Origin of the sequence: Spiroplasma endosymbiont of Sarcophaga variegata (assembly GCF_965178695.1) — a bacterium.
In the GTDB taxonomy this organism is placed as follows: domain Bacteria; phylum Bacillota_I; class Bacilli_A; order Mycoplasmatales; family Mycoplasmataceae; genus Spiroplasma; species Spiroplasma poulsonii.
This window is the reverse complement of sequence record NZ_CBCXVU010000002.1, coordinates 1,172,456-1,194,584: the sequence shown is the minus strand read 5'-3', so window position 1 is coordinate 1,194,584 and position 22,129 is coordinate 1,172,456. Positions and strand designations below refer to the sequence as shown.

The 22,129-nt window shown below is 25.8% G+C and carries 24 protein-coding genes and 4 pseudogenes; 20 read left to right on the top strand and 8 right to left on the bottom strand.

Annotated elements, in window-relative coordinates:
• Positions 1-17: 17 nt before the first annotated feature.
• Together frr and pyrH are read right to left on the bottom strand one after the other, a co-directional pair.
• Positions 18-566, bottom strand: a complete 549-nt coding sequence (gene frr, locus ACOBME_RS08085) for a ribosome recycling factor (protein ID WP_127092728.1) — start codon at positions 564-566, stop codon at positions 18-20.
• Positions 567-1,292 (bottom strand): UMP kinase, encoded by a 726-nt coding sequence (gene pyrH / locus ACOBME_RS08080; RefSeq protein WP_338965539.1) that lies wholly within the window; start codon positions 1,290-1,292, stop codon positions 567-569.
• 467 nt (positions 1,293-1,759) lie between these two features.
• Here pyrH and ACOBME_RS08075 point away from each other — a divergent pair, with 467 nt between their 5' ends.
• From ACOBME_RS08075 to ACOBME_RS08045, 7 genes are all read left to right on the top strand, one after another.
• Entirely contained in the window at positions 1,760-2,722 is a 963-nt protein-coding gene (locus tag ACOBME_RS08075) for an IS1/IS1595 family N-terminal zinc-binding domain-containing protein (RefSeq protein ID WP_338963247.1), read from the top strand.
• A gap of 57 nt (positions 2,723-2,779) precedes the next feature.
• A complete protein-coding gene (locus tag ACOBME_RS08070) occupies positions 2,780-3,205 on the top strand; it encodes a hypothetical protein (protein WP_419334899.1) in 426 nt (141 codons plus the stop codon).
• On the top strand, positions 3,198-3,650 hold the full coding sequence (locus ACOBME_RS08065) for a hypothetical protein (protein WP_419334898.1): 453 nt from the start codon (positions 3,198-3,200) through the stop codon (positions 3,648-3,650). The genes ACOBME_RS08070 and ACOBME_RS08065 overlap by 8 nt, the downstream gene beginning before the upstream one ends.
• The gene (locus ACOBME_RS08060; protein ID WP_419334896.1) at positions 3,644-3,964 is read left to right on the top strand and encodes a thymidylate synthase family protein; all 321 of its coding nucleotides are present in this window, start codon (positions 3,644-3,646) and stop codon (positions 3,962-3,964) included. Before ACOBME_RS08065 ends, ACOBME_RS08060 begins: the two co-directional genes overlap by 7 nt.
• The gene (locus ACOBME_RS08055) at positions 3,964-4,347 is read left to right on the top strand and encodes a thymidylate synthase (RefSeq protein ID WP_338965537.1); all 384 of its coding nucleotides are present in this window, start codon (positions 3,964-3,966) and stop codon (positions 4,345-4,347) included. Before ACOBME_RS08060 ends, ACOBME_RS08055 begins: the two co-directional genes overlap by 1 nt.
• A 347-nt stretch (positions 4,348-4,694) precedes the next feature.
• Positions 4,695-4,847 (top strand): hypothetical protein, encoded by a 153-nt coding sequence (locus ACOBME_RS08050; RefSeq protein WP_419334894.1) that lies wholly within the window; start codon positions 4,695-4,697, stop codon positions 4,845-4,847.
• Between the two features lie 391 nt (positions 4,848-5,238).
• Positions 5,239-5,472 carry a hypothetical protein gene (locus ACOBME_RS08045; protein WP_419334892.1) on the top strand — a complete coding sequence of 78 codons (234 nt, stop codon included), beginning with the start codon at positions 5,239-5,241 and terminating at the stop codon, positions 5,470-5,472.
• 115 nt (positions 5,473-5,587) lie between these two features.
• Here the strand turns inward: ACOBME_RS08045 and ffh are convergent, their stop codons facing one another.
• On the bottom strand, positions 5,588-6,946 hold the full coding sequence (gene ffh / locus ACOBME_RS08040) for a signal recognition particle protein (RefSeq protein WP_419334890.1): 1,359 nt from the start codon (positions 6,944-6,946) through the stop codon (positions 5,588-5,590).
• Positions 6,947-7,036: 90 nt separating this feature from the next.
• Positions 7,037-8,566, bottom strand: a complete 1,530-nt coding sequence (gene rny / locus ACOBME_RS08035; RefSeq protein ID WP_338965532.1) for a ribonuclease Y — start codon at positions 8,564-8,566, stop codon at positions 7,037-7,039.
• 208 nt (positions 8,567-8,774) lie between these two features.
• Here rny and ACOBME_RS08030 point away from each other — a divergent pair, with 208 nt between their 5' ends.
• Complete coding sequence (locus tag ACOBME_RS08030; protein WP_338963247.1) at positions 8,775-9,737, top strand: IS1/IS1595 family N-terminal zinc-binding domain-containing protein; 963 nt, start codon at positions 8,775-8,777, stop codon at positions 9,735-9,737.
• A gap of 107 nt (positions 9,738-9,844) precedes the next feature.
• On the opposite strand, the gene ACOBME_RS08025 is transcribed toward ACOBME_RS08030, so the two are convergent.
• Positions 9,845-11,686 (bottom strand): TIM-barrel domain-containing protein, encoded by a 1,842-nt coding sequence (locus tag ACOBME_RS08025; RefSeq protein ID WP_338965528.1) that lies wholly within the window; start codon positions 11,684-11,686, stop codon positions 9,845-9,847.
• A gap of 96 nt (positions 11,687-11,782) precedes the next feature.
• On the opposite strand from ACOBME_RS08025, the gene ACOBME_RS08020 reads away from it, so the two are divergent.
• The 10 genes and pseudogenes from ACOBME_RS08020 to ACOBME_RS07975 all read left to right on the top strand — a co-directional run.
• Positions 11,783-11,938 (top strand): hypothetical protein, encoded by a 156-nt coding sequence (locus tag ACOBME_RS08020; protein WP_338966611.1) that lies wholly within the window; start codon positions 11,783-11,785, stop codon positions 11,936-11,938.
• A gap of 107 nt (positions 11,939-12,045) precedes the next feature.
• Positions 12,046-12,195, top strand: a complete 150-nt coding sequence (locus tag ACOBME_RS08015) for a hypothetical protein (protein ID WP_004027793.1) — start codon at positions 12,046-12,048, stop codon at positions 12,193-12,195.
• Entirely contained in the window at positions 12,195-12,446 is a 252-nt protein-coding gene (locus tag ACOBME_RS08010; RefSeq protein WP_338963620.1) for a hypothetical protein, read from the top strand. The genes ACOBME_RS08015 and ACOBME_RS08010 overlap by 1 nt, the downstream gene beginning before the upstream one ends.
• 410 nt (positions 12,447-12,856) lie before the next feature.
• Positions 12,857-13,819: an IS1/IS1595 family N-terminal zinc-binding domain-containing protein gene (locus ACOBME_RS08005; protein WP_338963247.1), complete on the top strand. Its 963-nt coding sequence runs from the start codon at positions 12,857-12,859 to the stop codon at positions 13,817-13,819.
• 322 nt (positions 13,820-14,141) lie between these two features.
• Positions 14,142-14,576 (top strand): annotated as a pseudogene (locus ACOBME_RS08000) (DUF3627 domain-containing protein).
• Positions 14,577-14,727: 151 nt separating this feature from the next.
• Positions 14,728-14,931 (top strand): DUF2649 family protein, encoded by a 204-nt coding sequence (locus ACOBME_RS07995; RefSeq protein WP_338963585.1) that lies wholly within the window; start codon positions 14,728-14,730, stop codon positions 14,929-14,931.
• Complete coding sequence (locus ACOBME_RS07990; protein WP_338964101.1) at positions 14,931-15,944, top strand: hypothetical protein; 1,014 nt, start codon at positions 14,931-14,933, stop codon at positions 15,942-15,944. The genes ACOBME_RS07995 and ACOBME_RS07990 overlap by 1 nt, the downstream gene beginning before the upstream one ends.
• Positions 15,937-16,197 (top strand): annotated as a pseudogene (locus tag ACOBME_RS07985) (hypothetical protein); the annotation flags it as partial. The gene ACOBME_RS07990 and the pseudogene ACOBME_RS07985, both read left to right, overlap by 8 nt.
• Before the next feature lie 50 nt (positions 16,198-16,247).
• Positions 16,248-16,484 carry a hypothetical protein gene (locus tag ACOBME_RS07980; RefSeq protein ID WP_338963583.1) on the top strand — a complete coding sequence of 79 codons (237 nt, stop codon included), beginning with the start codon at positions 16,248-16,250 and terminating at the stop codon, positions 16,482-16,484.
• A 16-nt stretch (positions 16,485-16,500) separates the two neighbouring features.
• Positions 16,501-17,562: pseudogene (locus ACOBME_RS07975) on the top strand (spiroplasma phage ORF1-like family protein); the annotation flags it as partial.
• Positions 17,563-17,618: 56 nt separating this feature from the next.
• Here the strand turns inward: ACOBME_RS07975 and ACOBME_RS07970 are convergent.
• Complete coding sequence (locus ACOBME_RS07970; protein ID WP_338963247.1) at positions 17,619-18,581, bottom strand: IS1/IS1595 family N-terminal zinc-binding domain-containing protein; 963 nt, start codon at positions 18,579-18,581, stop codon at positions 17,619-17,621.
• Between the two features lie 78 nt (positions 18,582-18,659).
• Between ACOBME_RS07970 and ACOBME_RS07965 the strand changes: the two are divergent.
• Positions 18,660-19,856: pseudogene (locus tag ACOBME_RS07965) on the top strand (spiroplasma phage ORF1-like family protein); the annotation flags it as partial.
• Positions 19,857-19,876: 20 nt separating this feature from the next.
• On the opposite strand, the gene ACOBME_RS07960 reads toward ACOBME_RS07965, so the two are convergent.
• Entirely contained in the window at positions 19,877-20,314 is a 438-nt protein-coding gene (locus tag ACOBME_RS07960) for a lipoprotein (protein WP_419334887.1), read from the bottom strand.
• Positions 20,315-20,433: 119 nt separating this feature from the next.
• Between ACOBME_RS07960 and ACOBME_RS07955 the strand changes: the two genes are divergently transcribed.
• Complete coding sequence (locus tag ACOBME_RS07955) at positions 20,434-21,405, top strand: IS30 family transposase (RefSeq protein ID WP_419334886.1); 972 nt, start codon at positions 20,434-20,436, stop codon at positions 21,403-21,405.
• 191 nt (positions 21,406-21,596) lie between these two features.
• On the opposite strand, the gene ACOBME_RS07950 is transcribed toward ACOBME_RS07955, so the two are convergent.
• Positions 21,597-22,121 carry a ferritin gene (locus ACOBME_RS07950; protein WP_338965526.1) on the bottom strand — a complete coding sequence of 175 codons (525 nt, stop codon included), beginning with the start codon at positions 22,119-22,121 and terminating at the stop codon, positions 21,597-21,599.
• Positions 22,122-22,129: the final 8 nt, after the last annotated feature.

Sequence of the window (22,129 nt, the reverse complement as noted above, 5' to 3'; positions counted from 1 at the left end):
TAATAAAAAATGAAAGTTTATACTTCCATTAGTTCTTTTTCTTTTAATGTCCCTTTTTCATCAAGCTTTTTAATAAAATTATCTGTTAATTTTTGAATTTCACCTTCGTAATATTTTTTGTCATCATCAGTTAAATTAGCATCTTTTTTAATTTGTTCATTACTATCACGACGTTCATTACGAACCGCAATTTTAAAATGTTCAACTTCTTTTCACATATCTTTTACTAACATTTTACGACGTTCTTCTGTTAAAGCAGGGATATTTAAACGAATTAAATCTGCTTCTGAATTTGGTGATAATCCCAAATCCGACTTATTAATTGCTGTAACAATTAAACTAATTGTTCCTCGATCATAAGGTTTAATTACTAACTGGCGCGCCTCAGGAACCATAATGTTTGCCAATTGTTGAATTGGAGTTAGTGTTCCATAATAATCAATCATAATATGAGCTAACATATTTGGATTAGCACGACCTGTCCGAATCTTTACTAATTCATTTTCAAATGACTCTAATACTTTTGTCATCTTCTCTTTTGTTTGGTTAATAATTTCTTGTGACATTTATTTTTTCCCTCCTGTAACAACTGTTGAACGAGCACTTCCGTGTGCTGCTTTATAAATATTATCTGGTTCATTAATATCAAAAACAACAATTTTAACATTATCTTCCATTGCTAAACTTGATGCTGTTAAATCCATCACTTTTAATTGTTTTTCTTGTAGTTCATTTAAACTAATATTATCAAATCGAATTGCATCAGAATTTTCACGCGGATCTTTGTCATAAATGCCATCAACACCATTCTTTGCCATTAACATAACATCGGCATCAATCTCAATTGCTCGAATTGTTGCTGCAGTATCAGTTGTAAATTTTGGTTGACCAGTTCCACCAGCCATAATAACAATTGCCCCTTTTTCTAAACCAGCTTTTGCTTTTTTAAATAAATATGGCGATGCTACTTCTGGAACCTGAATTTTTGAAGTTACAACAACATTCTCACTTCCCTCATATTTTAAAACTGCTTCTAATGCTAATGCATTCATTACCGTTGCTAACATTCCCATATAATCCGCACTAATCGGATTCATATTGATACTATCAGCACGATTACCGCGCCAAATATTGCCACCACCAACAACAATTGCAATTTGCAGTCCTTCTTTTTGTAGTTTAACAATTTGTCTAGCAATATCATGAATTCTCTTTGAATCATACAAATCAGCAGGATTTCCTAATGCTTCACCAGACAATTTTAATAAAACACGCTTATATTGTAATGCCATTATAACATTCCTTTCTTTTTCTTGTTTATTCCTAATATATTATAAATTGTTTTAAAAAAATAAGCAAAATAAAAGTAAGTTCGAATATTATTTTAGGTACCAGTTTAACAATAATTTTAAACTATTTTTAAAAATAGTTAATCATTAAACCGCTTAACGGGCGGTTTTTTATTTGCAATCGTGCGATAAAATAAGGATTTTTTCAGGTATTTTAAAAGTTAGATACTATTTTTCATTATTATCAAATTTTAGTCAGTTTGTTATCTTTATATTATTTATTTAATAAGATGACTGAATAAGATGACATTTTACTGAATCAGTAATTTTCTTATTTTACGTAGCACATTTAATGAGGTAGAAATGAATATAAAGTTATTCAAAAAAGTACTTTAATTTTGTCGAAAACTCTTGATATTTATAAAATATACCTAAAATTAGGTATATTTTTAATATATAGAGGTAAATAAATGATGAAAAAAATAATTACAGAATTAATAAATAGCTTAACAGATGATCAATTTTTAGAATTTTATGAAAAAATAAAACAACAAGCAGACTTAATTAAAAAACAAAAACGTTTAAATGAAATTGATCAAAAATTTAGAGATAAAGGCATTATATGTCCTAATTGCAAATCTTTTCATTGTGTTAAAAATGGTCATAATTCCGAAGGAAAACAAAAATATTTATGTAAAAAATGTCGTGCTAGTTTTGATGCATTTCGTCATCATTTTACTTATTGAAGTCATTTAAATTATGAACAGTGAAATTTATTAATTCAAATTTCATTGTTAGGACAATCTAGTAAAATAATTTCTCGTTTTATTAAAACAACCCCAAAAACCGCTTGATATAATCGACAAAAATTAATGCAATCAAAACAATTAGAAAATACACAGTTAAAATTTAAAAAATTAAATGGTCAAATCCAAATGGATGAAACATTTATTAAAGAAATTCATAAAGGCAATTTTAAAGATAAATTTGATAAACGAAAAACTCATCTCGATCCATTTTCAACTGATACCAAATGCTGTATTCAAATGGCAGTTGATAGCAATAATAATATTTTTGTTCAATCCACCAATACCAAAAGATTACAAAAACAATGGATTATTGAAAATATGAATAAGCAACTAATTAAAGAAAAATCAATAATTATTTCTGATATGCAACCACTATATTTATTAGTAGCAAAACAAACAAATTCTACTCTATATTCCACCAAAACTAGTACAAACCCTGATACTAGTTATCAAAAGTTAAATAAGATTAGTAAATTACAATCCAGTCTTAAAGAAGCCTTAATTCATTATCATGGTTTGGGTTTCACTAATATTCAAAATTATTTAAAGCTCTGAAAATGAAAATACCAACACAAAGGTTTAACACCAAACCAACAATCAACGGTATTATATTTTAACGTTTAAAAAATTTAAAGCAAAATCATAATCTTACACAAAATTAGTTTTCAAATTGTCATATTGATGATTTTTTTTATTTCATCAAGAGTTTTCGACAAAATTAAAGAAAAAGTATATAAATCATATATTTATGAATTTTTAAATGAAAATGCAATTGATAAATGAATTCATCGTGATTTGATACTTTGTTTATGCAATGAACGATTTCTAATTAATTATCCTGAGAGTAAGACAGAGTTATCTGTTTTAAACTCATCTGTAATATTTTCAAAGTTTTTAAAAAAGTTAGATGATGAAAACAACTTTATTAAGGGTTATAAGTTTGCATCATCGCAAAAAGGTTATATTTTAATTAAAAATAAAACTATTCTAAATGTTATGGCAAAGTCATTAAGAGGAAGAGCTTTTAAACTTTTAGAAAGAGCAAACAAAAAATCTGGTATGGATATTATGGATTTAATGAATGAGAGAATATTTAAGAATGAATAGAATAGTATTAGAGGGTATTGATGGTGTTGGAAAAACAACTTTTGCAAATAAATTAATGAATAATTTAAGTTCAAAAGGAATGATAATTCATTCAGATTCTAAAACACCTAATACTTATGAATGATATTCAGAATTAAATAATAATACTTGCTCGAATATAATTTTTGATAGATATGCTTATGGCGAACTTGTATATTCAAAATTATTTAATAGAAAGGCTAAATTAACTGTTAATGATCTTGAAAAATTAGAATTAGAAATTGCTAATAAAAATGGATATATTGTTTATTATCAAGCTACTAAAAAAATAATTAAAAAAGCACATTTAGAAAGAAAAGAAGATTTTAATTGAAAACAATTAAAAAGGGCTGATAAATTATTTAAAAAATTATTACTAAAAAGAAAAACAAAATGTGATGTCTTTATTATGAAAAGAAAATGATAATTGCAAAAAATGCTACAGATGCTTTTGAACAAATATTAAATCAATTAAAAACAACAGGAATAAAAACATCACCACGAAACTTTTCAACTTTAGAACTTATTAATTGTCACATAGAAATTAAAAACCCTAATGATAACATTATTAATTCAAGAATTAGACAACCTAATTTGAATTATTTAAACGGAGAATTGGATTGATATTGATCTGGTAAGTCAGACTTGCCATCAGTCGCTAAATATTCAAAATTTTGAAATAAATTATATTCTAATCCAAATGAAGAATATGTTAATAGTGCTCTTATGGGTATCGAATAATGGACAATTCATATTTTACAAATAAAGGTTCATTTAACCAACTAGAATGAGTAATTAATGAATTAAAAAATGACAATAATTCTCGTAGAGCAGTAATTAATATAAAACTTCCTCAAAATATGGAAGAAAGACAGGGAATAAATGATATACCATGCACAATTGCACTGCAATTCTTTGTAAGAAATAAAAATTTAATTTGTATTACAACTATGCGCAGTAATGATATAGTTTATGGCTTTATGTATGATGTTGTATTTTTTACTCAAATACAAATTTATATAGCTAATGCATTAAAAATAAAAATAGGGAGTTATTTTCATAATGTGGGTTCAATGCATATTTATGAAAGATATTTTAATTTATTAGAGGAGTGTGATAAATAATGACAGCAAAGAAATAAAAAATACAACAACATAAAATAAAAATTCGTAAAAATAAGGTTAAAGCAAATAAAAGAAAAATGGAGATAAGATAATGAAAAAATATGAATATATAAATGAAGAAATGTATGATTTTATTGAGGAACAAGAAGAAAAAAAATAATTATGAAATAATTTTTACTTATGACTTAATGGAACTAAGAATAATAAAAGCAAGCTCAACAGTGGATAATAATATTATTTATGTTTACCATACTAACGAATGTGAAATATTTGCAGTAATTACAAGTGCAGAATATTTTGTACCATTAATTAAATTAGGGTATAGATTTTAGAAAGGCATAATACTAATGGCAAATAGAAAATATTGTGAAGATTGTCAAGAAGACAATTATGAAAAAATTCTTTATGATACTACTGTTTGAATATTTCCTGATGATAGATATACACTAGAAGAAATTAAATTTATTATTCATGAATGTTCTTCAAGAGAATTAAGGTAAAACTTTAAAGCAAAATTAAGATATGTGTGTGAAAGTTGTACAGATAAATATTGTTAGAAGGGAATACGATTAAATGCCAGATTATAGACCAATATTAAAACATTATTATAAATTGAATGAAAGAAAATGTTATGAAGCAGTTTATTCTAAAGAAAGATTGTCAGTTATACCACATCAATGTAGCAATAATAAAAAATTAGCAAGTTGAGGAAAAATTATTATTCAATTTATTAAAATATGCCCGCGGTGGTACTTTTTCTGGGCGAATGGTTGAATTAAGAGTTCCTAATAAAACATTTAAAAAGTATTAGAACAAAACCGCAAAGATGGTCTTAAAAGTGTTATTGCTTTCTTAGTAAAGGATTTTAAAGTTTCTGAAGAAGCCAATGATTTGGAAGACCTTGATTTATTTAACATTAAATTACATTCAGCATTAGGGAACCCTAAAGGAGAACAAAATTGAAATAATGATCTAACTTGGACTGCTGAAGTTTGGACAAAATGAGCAGTGATGTTTACGTTTGGCGAAAGTTTTGATAATGGTTTATACTATTCATTTGCATCAAAACAAGTTGTTGGAGATTATAGAGATGGTGTTGATCTATATATATCACCAATAAATTAAAAAACAAAATAAGAACTAAATAATGAAAAAAAGTTTAAGTTACAATCTTTAATTGTTCTTAAACTTTTTTTCATTTGAGTTCCAATTTTTTATAATAAATCTTTGAAATATTATTTTAATTAAAGCCCATTCCGCTTAAACCACCCATACCAGGAATGTTTGGCATACGACCAGATTTAATTTTACGGGCAATTTCATCTACTTGTTTTTTTGTTTTTTCAAATTGATTAATTAACTCATTATATTCTTTTTCTGTTCGTCCTGAACCTTTTAAAATACGGTTTTTTCGTGATGGGTGTTTCAACAACCGTGGTTCACGACGTTCTTTAACTGTCATTGAAGATAACAAGACTTCTGTTGCTTTTAATTTACGTTCTGCATCAGCAATTTTTTCATCACTCATTTTTGGCATCCCGGGTAGTAATTTCATAATTCCCCCCATTTTCCCCACTTTTGAGATTTGTCGCATTTGATTTAGCAAGTCTTGTAAATCAAACTGTCCCATCATCATTCGATTCATTGTTTTTTTAATATCACGTTCATCTAAAACATCTTTTGCTTTTTCAACTAAGGTTTGAACATCTCCCATCCCCAAAATTCGATCTGCCATTCGGTCAGGATAGAAAATTTGTAAATTACTCATTCCTTCTCCAGTTCCGATAAAGGTAATTGGTAATTTGGTTAGGTGCGTAATTGATAATGCCGCTCCCCCACGAGCATCACCATCTAACTTAGTAACAACAACGCCAGTTAATTTTAACAACTGATTAAATTCTGTTGTAACATTAATAATATCTTGTCCCGTCATCCCATCAACGACAAGTAAGATTTCATCAGGGGTAATATTATTTTTAATTTCTTTTAATTCTTGCATTAATTCTGCATCAATATGTAAACGTCCCGCCGTATCAATTAAAATAACATCATTTTTATTTTCTTTCGCATATTTAATTGCTTCTTGGGCTGTTTTAACAGGGTTTTGTGTTCCCCGTTCAAATACTTCAATATTTAAATTTTTTCCAATTGTTTTTAACTGATCAATTGCAGCGGGACGATAAATATCACAAGCTACCAACAATGGTTTTTTTTGATATTTCTTTTCCACAAACTTAGCAATTTTACCAGTTGTTGTTGTCTTCCCACCCCCTTGTAATCCGACCATCATCACAATTGTTGGTTTTGAAGCAAAAGATAATTCCTTTGCTGTTTTCCCAAAAATATTAACTAATTCTTCATGAACGATTTTAACCATCATTTGTGATGAATTCAAACCATCTAAAATGTATTCGCCACGGGCTTTTGCTTCTACTGCTTTAATAAAATCTTTTACCACTTCATTATTAACATCCGCTTCTAATAATGCTAACCTAATTTCACGCATTGTTTCACTAATAGCATCACTAGTTAGGGTTGATTTTTTCATATTTTTTTCAATTGATTTTTTTAATCGGTTTGCTAAAAAATCTCCAATCATTACTAATTCTCCTTTATTTTTTATAACAAAATCTTTCCTCTTAATTATAATACGAAAACTTCCATAAAAAAAGAATAAAAAATTATTCTTTTAAATAACAGTCTCTGTGATTCGTAATTCTCTAATTACTGTAATAACAATATCTCCTGGGATTGCCTTTGCTTTTTTAATTTTTTCTTTAATATCAATTGCAATTTTATGGGTACGGTCATCATCGCTAATAACTGGATTAACAATAACACGGATTTGACGACCTGCTTGTAAAGCATGAACTGACTGAACGCCAACTACTGTTTGACAGATTTTTTCTAATTCAGACATTCGGGCAATATAATTTTCAAGATTATTATTACGACTCCCTGGGCGTGCTGCTGATAATGTATCAGCTGCAGAAATTAAAACTGAATATGTATTATTAGCAGGAACCTCACCATGGTGTGAAGCAATTGCATTAATAACAATTGAATTTTCACCACATTTTGTTGCTAATTTAACTCCTAAGGTAACATGGCTTCCTTCGTTGTCAAAATCAACTGCTTTTCCGATATCATGTAATAAACCAGCTCGCATTGCAATCGTTGCATCTAAACCTAATTCACTAGCCATTGTTGCTGCTAATTTAGCAACTTCGATTGAATGTAATAAAACATTTTGGCCATAACTAGTTCGATATTTTAAGATTCCTAAATGACGAATCAATTCAATGTCCATATTATCTAATTCTAATTCCGCAACAACTTCTTTTCCTGTTTCTAAAATTGTCATTTCAATTTCTTCTTGTTCTAATTTGATTGTTTCTTCAATCCGATTTGGCTGAATCCGCCCATCAATTAATAATTTTTCTAATGTTTTTTTGGCAATTTCACGACGAATAGGATTAAAAGATGAAATTTGAACAACATTTGGAGTATCATCAATGATTAGATCAACTCCAGCAGCAACTTCAAAATTTCGAATATTACGACCATCTTTCCCAATAATTCGGCCTTTCATATTATCATCTTCTAAATAAACAGAAGTGGTTGTTTTCTCTACCACAATATTAACAGCATACCGTTCAATTGCACTAGTAACAATACTAATCGCTGTTTCTTTAGCATTAATTTTTGCTGTATTCTCAGCATTTTTTAAAAATTCACCAATTTCTTTTTGGTAACGGTCACTTATTTCTTTAAAAAGTACATCTTTCGCTTCTTCAAGAGAATAACCTGCAACTTTTTCAAGTTGTTGAAGATTATGTTCAACTAGTTCTTGGTAATAATTAATCTTTCCCTGTAATTCTTCTTTTTTACGAAACGTTTCTTGCTCTTTACTATGTAATACTTCTTCACGTTCAATAATTAAACGCTCTCTATTTGTTAAGAACTTTTCTGTTTCTAAAAATTCTTCTCGTTTACAAGCTAATTCATTATTCATTTCTTGTCGAATTTGTGCTGCTTCAACTTTTCCATCGGCTTTTGCAACATTAATAATTTTTTTTGCCTTTTCTTCAGCTTGTTTTATTTTTAACTTCGTTTTTTTAATTAATTTAAATCTTAGATATTTTTCACATAAAAACCCAAGAAAGTAAAAACCAATTGCAACAGCAATAATGGTTATTACTCATATAGATATTTCCATAATTATGTCTCCTCTACTTAAAGTATTAAGCAAGAAGTATTAATTTTAAATGTATAAGTGGAATAACGGCAATAAATAATTACCATATATATTATACTCTTTTTTAAGGAGAAAATGTAAATAGTACCCTTTAATTTTGTCGAAAACTCTTGATATTTATAAAATATACCTAAAATTAGGTATATTTTTAATATATAGAGGTAAATAAATGATGAAAAAAATAATTACAGAATTAATAAATAGCTTAACAGATGATCAATTTTTAGAATTTTATGAAAAAATAAAACAACAAGCAGACTTAATTAAAAAACAAAAACGTTTAAATGAAATTGATCAAAAATTTAGAGATAAAGGCATTATATGTCCTAATTGCAAATCTTTTCATTGTGTTAAAAATGGTCATAATTCCGAAGGAAAACAAAAATATTTATGTAAAAAATGTCGTGCTAGTTTTGATGCATTTCGTCATCATTTTACTTATTGAAGTCATTTAAATTATGAACAGTGAAATTTATTAATTCAAATTTCATTGTTAGGACAATCTAGTAAAATAATTTCTCGTTTTATTAAAACAACCCCAAAAACCGCTTGATATAATCGACAAAAATTAATGCAATCAAAACAATTAGAAAATACACAGTTAAAATTTAAAAAATTAAATGGTCAAATCCAAATGGATGAAACATTTATTAAAGAAATTCATAAAGGCAATTTTAAAGATAAATTTGATAAACGAAAAACTCATCTCGATCCATTTTCAACTGATACCAAATGCTGTATTCAAATGGCAGTTGATAGCAATAATAATATTTTTGTTCAATCCACCAATACCAAAAGATTACAAAAACAATGGATTATTGAAAATATGAATAAGCAACTAATTAAAGAAAAATCAATAATTATTTCTGATATGCAACCACTATATTTATTAGTAGCAAAACAAACAAATTCTACTCTATATTCCACCAAAACTAGTACAAACCCTGATACTAGTTATCAAAAGTTAAATAAGATTAGTAAATTACAATCCAGTCTTAAAGAAGCCTTAATTCATTATCATGGTTTGGGTTTCACTAATATTCAAAATTATTTAAAGCTCTGAAAATGAAAATACCAACACAAAGGTTTAACACCAAACCAACAATCAACGGTATTATATTTTAACGTTTAAAAAATTTAAAGCAAAATCATAATCTTACACAAAATTAGTTTTCAAATTGTCATATTGATGATTTTTTTTATTTCATCAAGAGTTTTCGACAAAATTAAAGATAGTACCTATTTTACAAGATAATTATGATTTGATGAAACATCAAACTTTTTATTTTGATAAGTAATTATAATTAATTTTTCGTTAAGTTTAAACTTTAAGTCGTATTGTGCTGGTAATGTTCCATAAAGATTTAATTCCAATGAAACAGTATCTAATTGTTCAAAATGATAATTATCTTCTTTAATAGTTGGAATAATATTGTTTCCTTTTACAAAAATTAGCATTTCATCAACCGGACAAACCAATAAATAAGATTGCTTTCCAAGATATTTTTTTTCTTTTTGCCCGAACAAAAACCATTCTCCAGCTGGCAAGTAAACTTCCCGCTTTGTTGTTTGTGGTGTTAAAACAGGTGCCACTAATAAATTACTTCCTAAATAAAACTGATCATCAATTAATTGTACAATTGAATCATCTTCATTTTCCAACACCATTGCTCGCAAAATTGGAACCCCTGTTGTTGCTGCCTCTAATTCACACATTTTAAAATATGGTAATAGTTTTCGTTTTAATTTTGCATATTTTATTGCGTTATCTAACACCCTTGCTGAAAAGTTTCATGGTTCACGCGGGCCAATTCCATGAAAACGTGATAAAGGACATAACATTCCCACTTGTGTTCAACGCATATAAAGGTATTCATCAAATGGTTCTTCACTATAAAAACCACCAATGTCAGTTCCTCATGCCATTTTCCCACTCATCCCTAACGATAACCCCGCATTTAAATGAATCTTTAATTCTGTAAAATTTGAATAACTATCACCAGATCATTTTCCTGAGAAGCGTTGTGTGCCAATATATCCTGGCCAGCAAAAAGATAATGTTTTGTTTGGCCCAAAATACTTAACACTAGCATCATATGCTGTTTTACAATATAAAAAATGATAATATTGGCGAAATTCTTCTCCCGTTAAACCGTTATTAAAATAAGCATTGGGTGGGATACCATCCCCATAATCTGGTTTAACAAATCGTAATCATAATTTAAATAATTTTTGCAATTCATCTTGATACCACTTAACAGCAGCTGGATTAGTAAAATCAACAATACCACAATTTGTTTGATAAGTTTCGGTTCCTGTTAGCGGATGGGCATATGAATTATCATTTGTTGTTTTTACTAAATAATTATTTTTCAAAGCAATTTGTCAATTCACACTATTATCAGCTTGTAAATAAGGGTTAATTCAAAAACAAACGGCAATGTTTTTTGCTTTTAATTGAGCAAATAATTCTTGAAAAGAACCAAAAGCATTTTCGTTATACTCAAAGTTACAACTTTTTGTATAGCGGTTTTCTAATCATTTTGGGTCTAAACAAATAACATCTAATGGGAAATTAACTTTGTTTCTTTTTTCAATTTCTGCTCACAATTCAGCTTTATTATGATAATACAAGCGATTACATCATATCCAATAACTCAAATCAGGGATTTCTGTTGGTTTACCAGTTAAGTCGGTATACTGACTAATCAGTTCCTTCATTGTTGACCCCGTAAAAAAATAAAGGTCTAAACAGGATTCAAAACTAAGGAAACTAATAGCATCAGTTACTGGCGAACCAATTTCAAAACTAGTTTGTTCACCAGTATTAACTAATACTCCTCATTTTTTTGTTGAATAAAATAACGGCAATCCGTTATATGCTAAATCATGATTTGCAACACAAGAATTATCACTATTTCAAATCGTTGTCTCAATTCCATTTTTAACTAAAAAACGGAATTTTTCCCCCAACCCATATATTTTTTCATCATTCATTAACCAAAACGACATAAATGGTTGTCATTCATTACTTTTACCAATTTTTCAACCTAATGGGGGCGTACGATAATTTTCAAACATTTCATATCCTTTACGAGTATTGGTTTTAAATTTAACAACAGCATTGCAATCAAGTAATGTTATTTGAAAGGGTTCCTTTTGAATGGCATCGTGTAAGTGAAGTGCAACAAATCAACTCAGAAAGGAGTTGATTTTTTAATGGAAAGAAAACATTATTTTATTTTACGGTCCTTAGTAACTAAGTATGGAAAAGATAATGTTATTAATACGGTAAATAATATTGTAATTAATAATGAAAAAGAAGATGAATAAATTATCCGCGTAATTTATTAGCGGTAATTTATTCAATATAGTTTATTTTGAGCGTAGCTAACACGCGAAGCGTGCCGCGAAAATTAGATTTTTAGGAGGAATAAGTTATGCCAGTTTGATTAACGACAATTTTTAGTGTTGTTATTATATTAGGTATTTTTGCGTGAATTGGTTTATCAATTTATCAAAAAATTCGCCAAATTCGAGGAAAGAAAAAAGATAAAAAAGAAATTGAAAATAAGGAGGATAAAAAATAATGTTAGGTATGTATTTAACAACAGCAATTAATTTTTTAGCAGTTGGTGATAAACCTACTATTTCAGATGGAATGGGTTCTATTTGAAGTGGTTTAGGGCAAGCAATGATGAAAGTTAAAGAAGCAATTTATGCTGTATTACCACAATTAATGACCTTTTTAGGTGATGCGTGAATTATTTTAATTCCATTTGGTATTTTTGTTATCATTAAGATTTTAAACTTTTTCCGTGTTATGGTTAAAGTATTTTAATATTTATTATTACTGATCATATATCTTAGCTATGGCACACTAGCTTTTATGTGAGTTGATTAAATAATTTTGTTGTTTATTTTTGTATTACACACTGTCTATAAGTTATTATTGAAATTATTAGTAATGAAATAATTGTTTTAAAGTAGGATTTAATAAAAATAAAAATATTTTTATTAAGGGTCATATTAATAGTAGTTTTGGAATATAAATTTTTATAATATTCTTTATAAATATATCTACTTTCTTTTTAAAATTTGTAGGCAGTGTGTGGTGCAAAAATATCAATTTAATTATAAATGATTAATTTTATATTTTAATAACTATTATCTTTAATTTTGTCGAAAACTCTTGATATTTATAAAATATACCTAAAATTAGGTATATTTTTAATATATAGAGGTAAATAAATGATGAAAAAAATAATTACAGAATTAATAAATAGCTTAACAGATGATCAATTTTTAGAATTTTATGAAAAAATAAAACAACAAGCAGACTTAATTAAAAAACAAAAACGTTTAAATGAAATTGATCAAAAATTTAGAGATAAAGGCATTATATGTCCTAATTGCAAATCTTTTCATTGTGTTAAAAATGGTCATAATTCCGAAGGAAAACAAAAATATTTATGTAAAAAATGTCGTGCTAGTTTTGATGCATTTCGTCATCATTTTACTTATTGAAGTCATTTAAATTATGAACAGTGAAATTTATTAATTCAAATTTCATTGTTAGGACAATCTAGTAAAATAATTTCTCGTTTTATTAAAACAACCCCAAAAACCGCTTGATATAATCGACAAAAATTAATGCAATCAAAACAATTAGAAAATACACAGTTAAAATTTAAAAAATTAAATGGTCAAATCCAAATGGATGAAACATTTATTAAAGAAATTCATAAAGGCAATTTTAAAGATAAATTTGATAAACGAAAAACTCATCTCGATCCATTTTCAACTGATACCAAATGCTGTATTCAAATGGCAGTTGATAGCAATAATAATATTTTTGTTCAATCCACCAATACCAAAAGATTACAAAAACAATGGATTATTGAAAATATGAATAAGCAACTAATTAAAGAAAAATCAATAATTATTTCTGATATGCAACCACTATATTTATTAGTAGCAAAACAAACAAATTCTACTCTATATTCCACCAAAACTAGTACAAACCCTGATACTAGTTATCAAAAGTTAAATAAGATTAGTAAATTACAATCCAGTCTTAAAGAAGCCTTAATTCATTATCATGGTTTGGGTTTCACTAATATTCAAAATTATTTAAAGCTCTGAAAATGAAAATACCAACACAAAGGTTTAACACCAAACCAACAATCAACGGTATTATATTTTAACGTTTAAAAAATTTAAAGCAAAATCATAATCTTACACAAAATTAGTTTTCAAATTGTCATATTGATGATTTTTTTTATTTCATCAAGAGTTTTCGACAAAATTAAAGACTATTATTAAAAATTAAATAGTATTTTTCAGTGTGTCAATTTTTATTATTTTATATATTTAACATTGTTAATAACATTGTTTATTAAACATTAAATAAACAATATATAGCATTATGTATAACATTGTTAATAATCAGTGTTTTTATCAATAAGTAAACAATATATAAACATTAAATATAACATTGTTTATTAAATAAATATTTAGTTAGGAGTTGATAAAATTGAGTAATTTTGTTAAGAAAAATCAAAATATAGAAAATTATTTTATTCGTAAAGAGTTGATAGTTTTTGAAACAGAAAAAGCAATTTTTATAAATTTACCTAATCATAATCGTCATATTGGTTTTTGGTTGAGTAATAAATTTATTTATCCGAGTGAAAAACACTCAGAACAAGTAGCAATCGGTTTGATTTATGATAATTCTTATCCTATTGTAAAATATGATGAAAATTTAAAACGTCATGTGTGAAAATATTTAACTGGGGCAGAACTAATCAATTTGTATAATCAATACAAATAAAATTATTTTACACAAATGAAAAAAGCAATATTTCCTGGTGAACCTCAAAAAGTAAAAACAACTAACAATAATTTAACAAATTGAAGTGATGAAAAAGTAGATAAATTAATTAATGACTTGAAGGACTTAAATTAATGGGTTTATATGATTATTGAGTTCAATTTGTTAGTTATATTATTGGTTCAAATGCTCCTGAATTTTTATATGTCATATCATTTGTATTATTTATCGTTTTATTTTTGGGGATGTTTTTTAAACTTATTCAGAAAATGTGGAGTTTTTAAATATGCAAAATGATTGAGAAAAATTAAAAGAGTTTTTTATTTATGTATTTTTGTTTATAGATAAAACGAATGTTGAAATTATTACAACTTGAAATTTAACTCAAAATGAATATTTAACTCTTATGATTGGTATTTGAATTGTGATTTTATTTTTAACGTGGTTTTTATTGTGAATGGTTTTTAAAATAGTTGGGTATTTTAAGTAATGAAAAAATTTATATTTTTCTTAAAAAATTATTGTTATATTAGTGGTTCAATGATTTTGTTTAGTTTAATTGATTTATTACTTTGAATAATTTCATTAAATTATACCGGTTTAGTATTTTGATTATTGTTTGCTTTGCAATGTGTTTATTTTGTCTGATGAGTTTGAAAAAACATATTTTATCAGTTGAGTGCTTTTCGTTTAGTTAATTTTGTTTGAGATAATCCGTTATCAGTAATTATTGGTAAGTTAGGGACGGGAAAAACTTTACTTTTAACTTATTTATCACAAACTATGAAACTATTAACAGATAAGATTTATAGTAATTATCCGTTAGAAGATGATAAAGTTAAAGTTTTAACATTTAAAAATTTAGATTTTACAGATAGAACAAAACCAGTTCCCCCAGATGATAGTGTTATTTTATTTGATGAAAGTTATTTATATATTGATGGAACTAGTCCCCACGATGAGAAAAAAGTTCATAGTGGTAAAATTCCGTGAATTGTATTAGCAAGACATTTTGGTAATCGTGCTTTATTTACTGCTCAGCGTGAGGGTATGATTTGAAATAATATTCGACAATTAGCAAGTGGTATTATTATTCCAATTTCATTGAAAAAACCTATTGCTAAAAAAGGATTTAATTTTTTTAATCGTTTCTTTATTATGCGAATTGGTATTTTTCAAGATATTACAGATTATGAAATTTGAAAAACAAAATCAGTAGAACGAACAGCCGAAGGTAAACGAGCAAAACACAAGTCGGATGTTGGGTTAGGAATTCGGTTTTTTAAAATAATTATTCCATTAGAATTTGCACAGAAATATGATAGTAAATGATTAAAGTTTGTTCGTGATTTAAAAAATGATGAAATAGTTAATTATAAAGAATATTATTGGTCAGAAATTACTAAATTAAGTGTTAAAGAGCGTTTAGCATTGTTTGATATTGATATTTTGAAAAAAAATTTAAAACCTAAAAAAGAAAAAGGAAGTGATAAAGATGATTAATTTATTATCAGAAAGTAATAATTGAGATAAGATTTTTAGTTTTATTTTTGATGTATTTTTGTTTATTTTTGATGTAATTTGAAATACTAAATTACCAATGACAAATACAACTATTGCTTATTTTATTATCTTTTTTATGGTTGTTAAGTTATCAATTTATGCTATCCACGGAACAAGAACACAATATAATGAATTAGGTTCAACTGTTAAAAACAATACATCAAAATTGTATGCTTCAACAGTACGTGGTGTTAAAAAAGCACATAAGGCTAATAAAAATGGTCGGTGAAAGGAAACAGATTAATGATTAGATTAGTTTTATTAGTTGCTGCAATTGCTATTTTTGGTACTAGTTTTATTACGGTGATTATAAATCAATTAACATCAGCAAAAAATATCATTATGGATTTATATAACTCAGATACTTTTTTACTTTCTTTGTTTGGTAAAATGGCAATTTTGTTTAGTCATCCATTAATGTTAACAATATCAAGTTTATATATTGTTGGGTTTATTGTTTCAAAAACATTGTATAGTTAGGGGTTGAATTATAAATATGAAAAAATCATTATCTTTATTTGCCATATTTATTTTAGGTATTTTAGGTTTAATTATTCCATTTATTACTTTAACAGCATTTAAACCCTTAAATCAGCAGAATTATACTGTTAATTAACAAACAATGGGAATGAATGAAACTGATTTTATTAATACAATGTTTTTACGCAGTGGTTTTTTTGAAAACTGGTCTGAAACAAATTACTTTATTAATCCAACTCTAAAAACATCACAAACATTAACTTATAATGATAAATGATATTTAGACTTTTTAAAGGATAGTTATTCAACGGGAATTTCATTTGATAAGCCTAGTGATGAGTTTATGGATTTATATAAAAATTGAGATACTTATGCTAAACAATATAATATTGATAAATTCTATGATGTTGATAAAAAACAATTTTTAAAATAATTAACTAATTTTTCTTATTCTTTTTCTAAGTATTTTAATACTGTGGAAGTTATTAATAAATTAGAAAGAGGTATTGATAATTTACAATTAGTTAAAATGATTAATGAGTTTTGAATACAAATTCCTAGAACACAGGCACCTAATAAAGAATTTTTAACTGCTACTAATAAATGATATTTTTATGGAGAAAAAAGAAATGGTCAATATTTGCTTACAAAATTTTATTTTGATAATAATTTTATTAAAAATCAAAATTTGTTATGACAACACTTAAAAAATGATTCAGATTTTATTTGAAACTATAATTTAGTATATCGTTGAGATGGAAACGGTGAACCAGAATTACCCGTTGTTGATAATGATGGCAAATTAAAATGATATACTGAATATTATCAAAATGTTCGTTCTTTTTTGCTTAAATATATTGATGTTATTGTACAAGAAAATATCCGAATTCAGCAAGGTGGTAATCCAAACTATGATGACCCAAATTTGGGTAGTGAAAGAATAATTTTTGATTTTGAAATTATTAATAATATGGAAAAATTAGATTGAAAACCTGATGTTATTTTAACTAGAAAATCAATTTATCGGATGATTTCTTTAATTTTGTCGAAAACTCTTGATGAAATAAAAAAAATCATCAATATGACAATTTGAAAACTAATTTTGTGTAAGATTATGATTTTGCTTTAAATTTTTTAAACGTTAAAATATAATACCGTTGATTGTTGGTTTGGTGTTAAACCTTTGTGTTGGTATTTTCATTTTCAGAGCTTTAAATAATTTTGAATATTAGTGAAACCCAAACCATGATAATGAATTAAGGCTTCTTTAAGACTGGATTGTAATTTACTAATCTTATTTAACTTTTGATAACTAGTATCAGGGTTTGTACTAGTTTTGGTGGAATATAGAGTAGAATTTGTTTGTTTTGCTACTAATAAATATAGTGGTTGCATATCAGAAATAATTATTGATTTTTCTTTAATTAGTTGCTTATTCATATTTTCAATAATCCATTGTTTTTGTAATCTTTTGGTATTGGTGGATTGAACAAAAATATTATTATTGCTATCAACTGCCATTTGAATACAGCATTTGGTATCAGTTGAAAATGGATCGAGATGAGTTTTTCGTTTATCAAATTTATCTTTAAAATTGCCTTTATGAATTTCTTTAATAAATGTTTCATCCATTTGGATTTGACCATTTAATTTTTTAAATTTTAACTGTGTATTTTCTAATTGTTTTGATTGCATTAATTTTTGTCGATTATATCAAGCGGTTTTTGGGGTTGTTTTAATAAAACGAGAAATTATTTTACTAGATTGTCCTAACAATGAAATTTGAATTAATAAATTTCACTGTTCATAATTTAAATGACTTCAATAAGTAAAATGATGACGAAATGCATCAAAACTAGCACGACATTTTTTACATAAATATTTTTGTTTTCCTTCGGAATTATGACCATTTTTAACACAATGAAAAGATTTGCAATTAGGACATATAATGCCTTTATCTCTAAATTTTTGATCAATTTCATTTAAACGTTTTTGTTTTTTAATTAAGTCTGCTTGTTGTTTTATTTTTTCATAAAATTCTAAAAATTGATCATCTGTTAAGCTATTTATTAATTCTGTAATTATTTTTTTCATCATTTATTTACCTCTATATATTAAAAATATACCTAATTTTAGGTATATTTTATAAATATCAAGAGTTTTCGACAAAATTAAAGGATGATTTTAACAATTGATGAAAATAAAAATATTATTGCTGGTAGTTTAGAATTAACACATTTTAAACAATATTGGGATGGTAATAATGCAAATAGTTATTGGTATACTGATGATTTAGGTTTTTTATTTTCTTTCACAAAAGAAAAAGAAGATACTTTTAATTTTAGTGCTGAAACTTATAATTATTATCAAGGTAATTCTCCTAATATTGGTAAAATGGTTTTTGAACAGATGAAAGGTCAAATTGATATTAATAAATTTTTAAAAGCCTTTTTTACCCATGCTTTGGTACCTGTATTTCAAAATCGCAGTAATTTTATTGAAAGTGGTTATATTGATAATTTACAGTATGATACTGTTTTAATTAATTTTTTTGGTTTAAAATTGATTAATTTTAGAGATGTTTTAATTGATGAAACTAATACTAATAAAAATCAATTTGAAAAACTATTAAATAGTATGTTTACGGTTTCCCAAAATTTTTATAAAGATTATTTACGAACAATTTTTGATTTAGAAAATGATACTTATGTACAAGGATATAATAAAAAATATGGTTTATTAGCAAATAATGGTTTTAAAATTTATCCTCGTTATTTTTATTTTTCTGATAAATACAATCAATTAGACATTAAATTGTATTCAGCATTTAAAAATCGTTTTTATAGTACTAATTATGGTAATGTATTTAATTATGATTTTTCAGTTGCAAATAATTATAATATTAATCAAAATGAAGGTTATATTTTTGAAGGTGCTTTAAAAGATAAATACGGTTTAAAATACAAAAAAATTGAAGAACAAAAAATCGGTTATAATGTTTTTGAATTACAAGCCCAAAAAGAAAATGATATGTACCGTTATTATGATTTTAATTTTGGAATTTATAACTGACAAGAAATAAATAATGGCGGGTTGTTTCCTGGTGGACAATGATGACAAGCCTAATATGAAAGTTGTAGTTGATATAATTTAGCGTGTCATATCAGAAATGCTGCAATTTGAATTGTAAATAATATTCCCGGTGTTAAACAAGTAAACGAATTAGCAAGCGGTGTTGGTAAAATATTTCAAACAATATATAGTTTTTTTAGTCAAACATTTGAGGTATGAAAATTTAGTCCAGCATTATATAATACAATAACAAATATATTCCTATTAATTATCTTTATGAAGTTTGTTCGATTAATTTAAAAAAGGACTTGTTAGTCCTTTTATTCTTTTCAATCAATTATTAGTCCTGTGTCTTTATTAATTTCTGGTATTTGTGGTTCATTGTTTTTATTTCAACGATATACTAAATTATAGTTTCAAATAAAATCTGAATCATTTTTTAAGTGTTGTCATCAAGTGTTTTGATTATTAATAAAATTATTATCAAAATAAAATTTTGTCGTTATATAATTATTTTCATATTTATTTATATAAAAATATCATTTATTAGTAGCAGTTAAAAATTCTTTATTAGGCGCCTGTGTTCTAGGAATATTAGTTCATTTGCTATTTTCTGGTAGTTGTTGTGGTTCTGGTGTAGGTTTATTACCCCCCCCCCCCGCGTTTTCATTATTATTTGGTTTTTCACAACTAATTAATGTTGTTGTACTTGTTGCTGTTAATCCGATTACTCCTAAAATACTTAGTAACTTTTTCATATTTTACTTCTCCTTTATTAAAATTACTTGAATGCTATAATTGATTTTATCATATATCAATAATGTATTAAATAATTTTAATATTAAATTTATAAATTAATGAAAGGTATATAAATGTTATGTATAGTCATTTAAGTTTTATTGATAAGGTTAAATTGGAAAAATTATTATTATCAAAATTATTTTTAAAAAAGAATGGTGAAATAAATATTTCACAAATTGCTAAATGTTTGAACAGAAATCGTAGTACTATTTTGCGAGAAATTAAGCGTTTTAAAACTATTGATGAATATAGTGCTTATAAGTCAGATAAAATGTATTATGAGAAAAGAAAAAAGAATAATAAAAGATATAAGTTTACAGAAGAACAATTAAATTTTATTAATATAAGATTTAATGTTTATCGTGATTCTCCATCACAACTTATTCATCGTTATTTTCTAAAGTTTGGTATTAAATTTCCTGTTTGTGTTAAAACATTGTATAAATGAATTCGTTTGGGTTTTTATGGTTTTTTAAAACAGAATTTACGTCATCGTGGTAAAAAATATAAAACAAAAGGAAAATTTGATAATGGTGGTAAATTAATTAATTTTAAATCAATATGAGATATTGAGAATAAAGAGACTGATGTTGGTTGATTTGAAATGGATACCATAGTTGGAAAAGAGCATCGATCTAGTAATTTGGTTTTATTTGAACAAAATAGTAAAAGTTATTTTGTTATGAAATTAAAAAATCATACTGCTAATGAAGTTGTGGAAAAGTTTAAAGATATTGTTATAAGTAATAATTTATTTGGGAAAATTAAAGGAATAATAACTGATAGAGGAAAAGAATTTAGTAAATGAAGAGAATTAGAAATATTTGCTGAAACACAAGTTTATTTTTGTGACCCTGGTAAACCACAACAAAAACCATTAATTGAATATATGAATTCTGAACTTAGAAAATGATTTCCTAAGGGAACTGATTTTAATAATGTTAGTCAACAAAAAATAAATTGAGTAGTTAATGTTATAAATGATAAATTAAGGCCTGTTCTTAATTGAAAAACAGCAAAAGAGGTATTTTCAGATAATTTTAAATAGGTTTATTTGAAGTAATTTAATAAATTATTTTTTAGTGTGCTTAATTTTCCTTAAAATAAAATAAAAACTATAAATATTTTGATTTTTAAAAATTTATAATTGATTTTTTATGATTTTTATTGTATTATTTGACTAATAAGATTTGTTGCAATTCATTTTACATAATTCCAATTTTAAAAGAAAAAGTATTATTATGCATGTGGACTAAATGGATCAATAACTGCTAAAGTATCTGGTTCTTCTTTTGCTCCCATTTTATCATCAATATTATAATATCTATTATCTGACATTTTAATTCAATCAATAATATCTTTTATTTCCGCTAATTCTTCATAAAAATCAATTATAAATCAATCATAAAATTTATAAGTTACTAAATCACCAACTTCTTGCGCATAATGTGCTAATTTATTGGTTAAATCAGCAAAATATGCCCGTTTTGTTTGATAGGTTTCCATTAGTTCAGTAATATTTTTAACATTATGATATTCTTCAGTAATATTTTTTACTTCATAATGACCATCACGATCTAATACAAAGTTCATAATTCGACGTTGATGTAAAACTTCGTCTTGGGCTTGAACTTGAAAATAATGACTAAAACCAGGAAAACCTAATTTTTCAGCGGCTGAACTTAAATTATAACAAAAAAATTGCATTTTAAGATGTTCATTAATATATTGTTGTAAGTCTTTTTCCATCTCTTTTGTTAACATAACTCTCC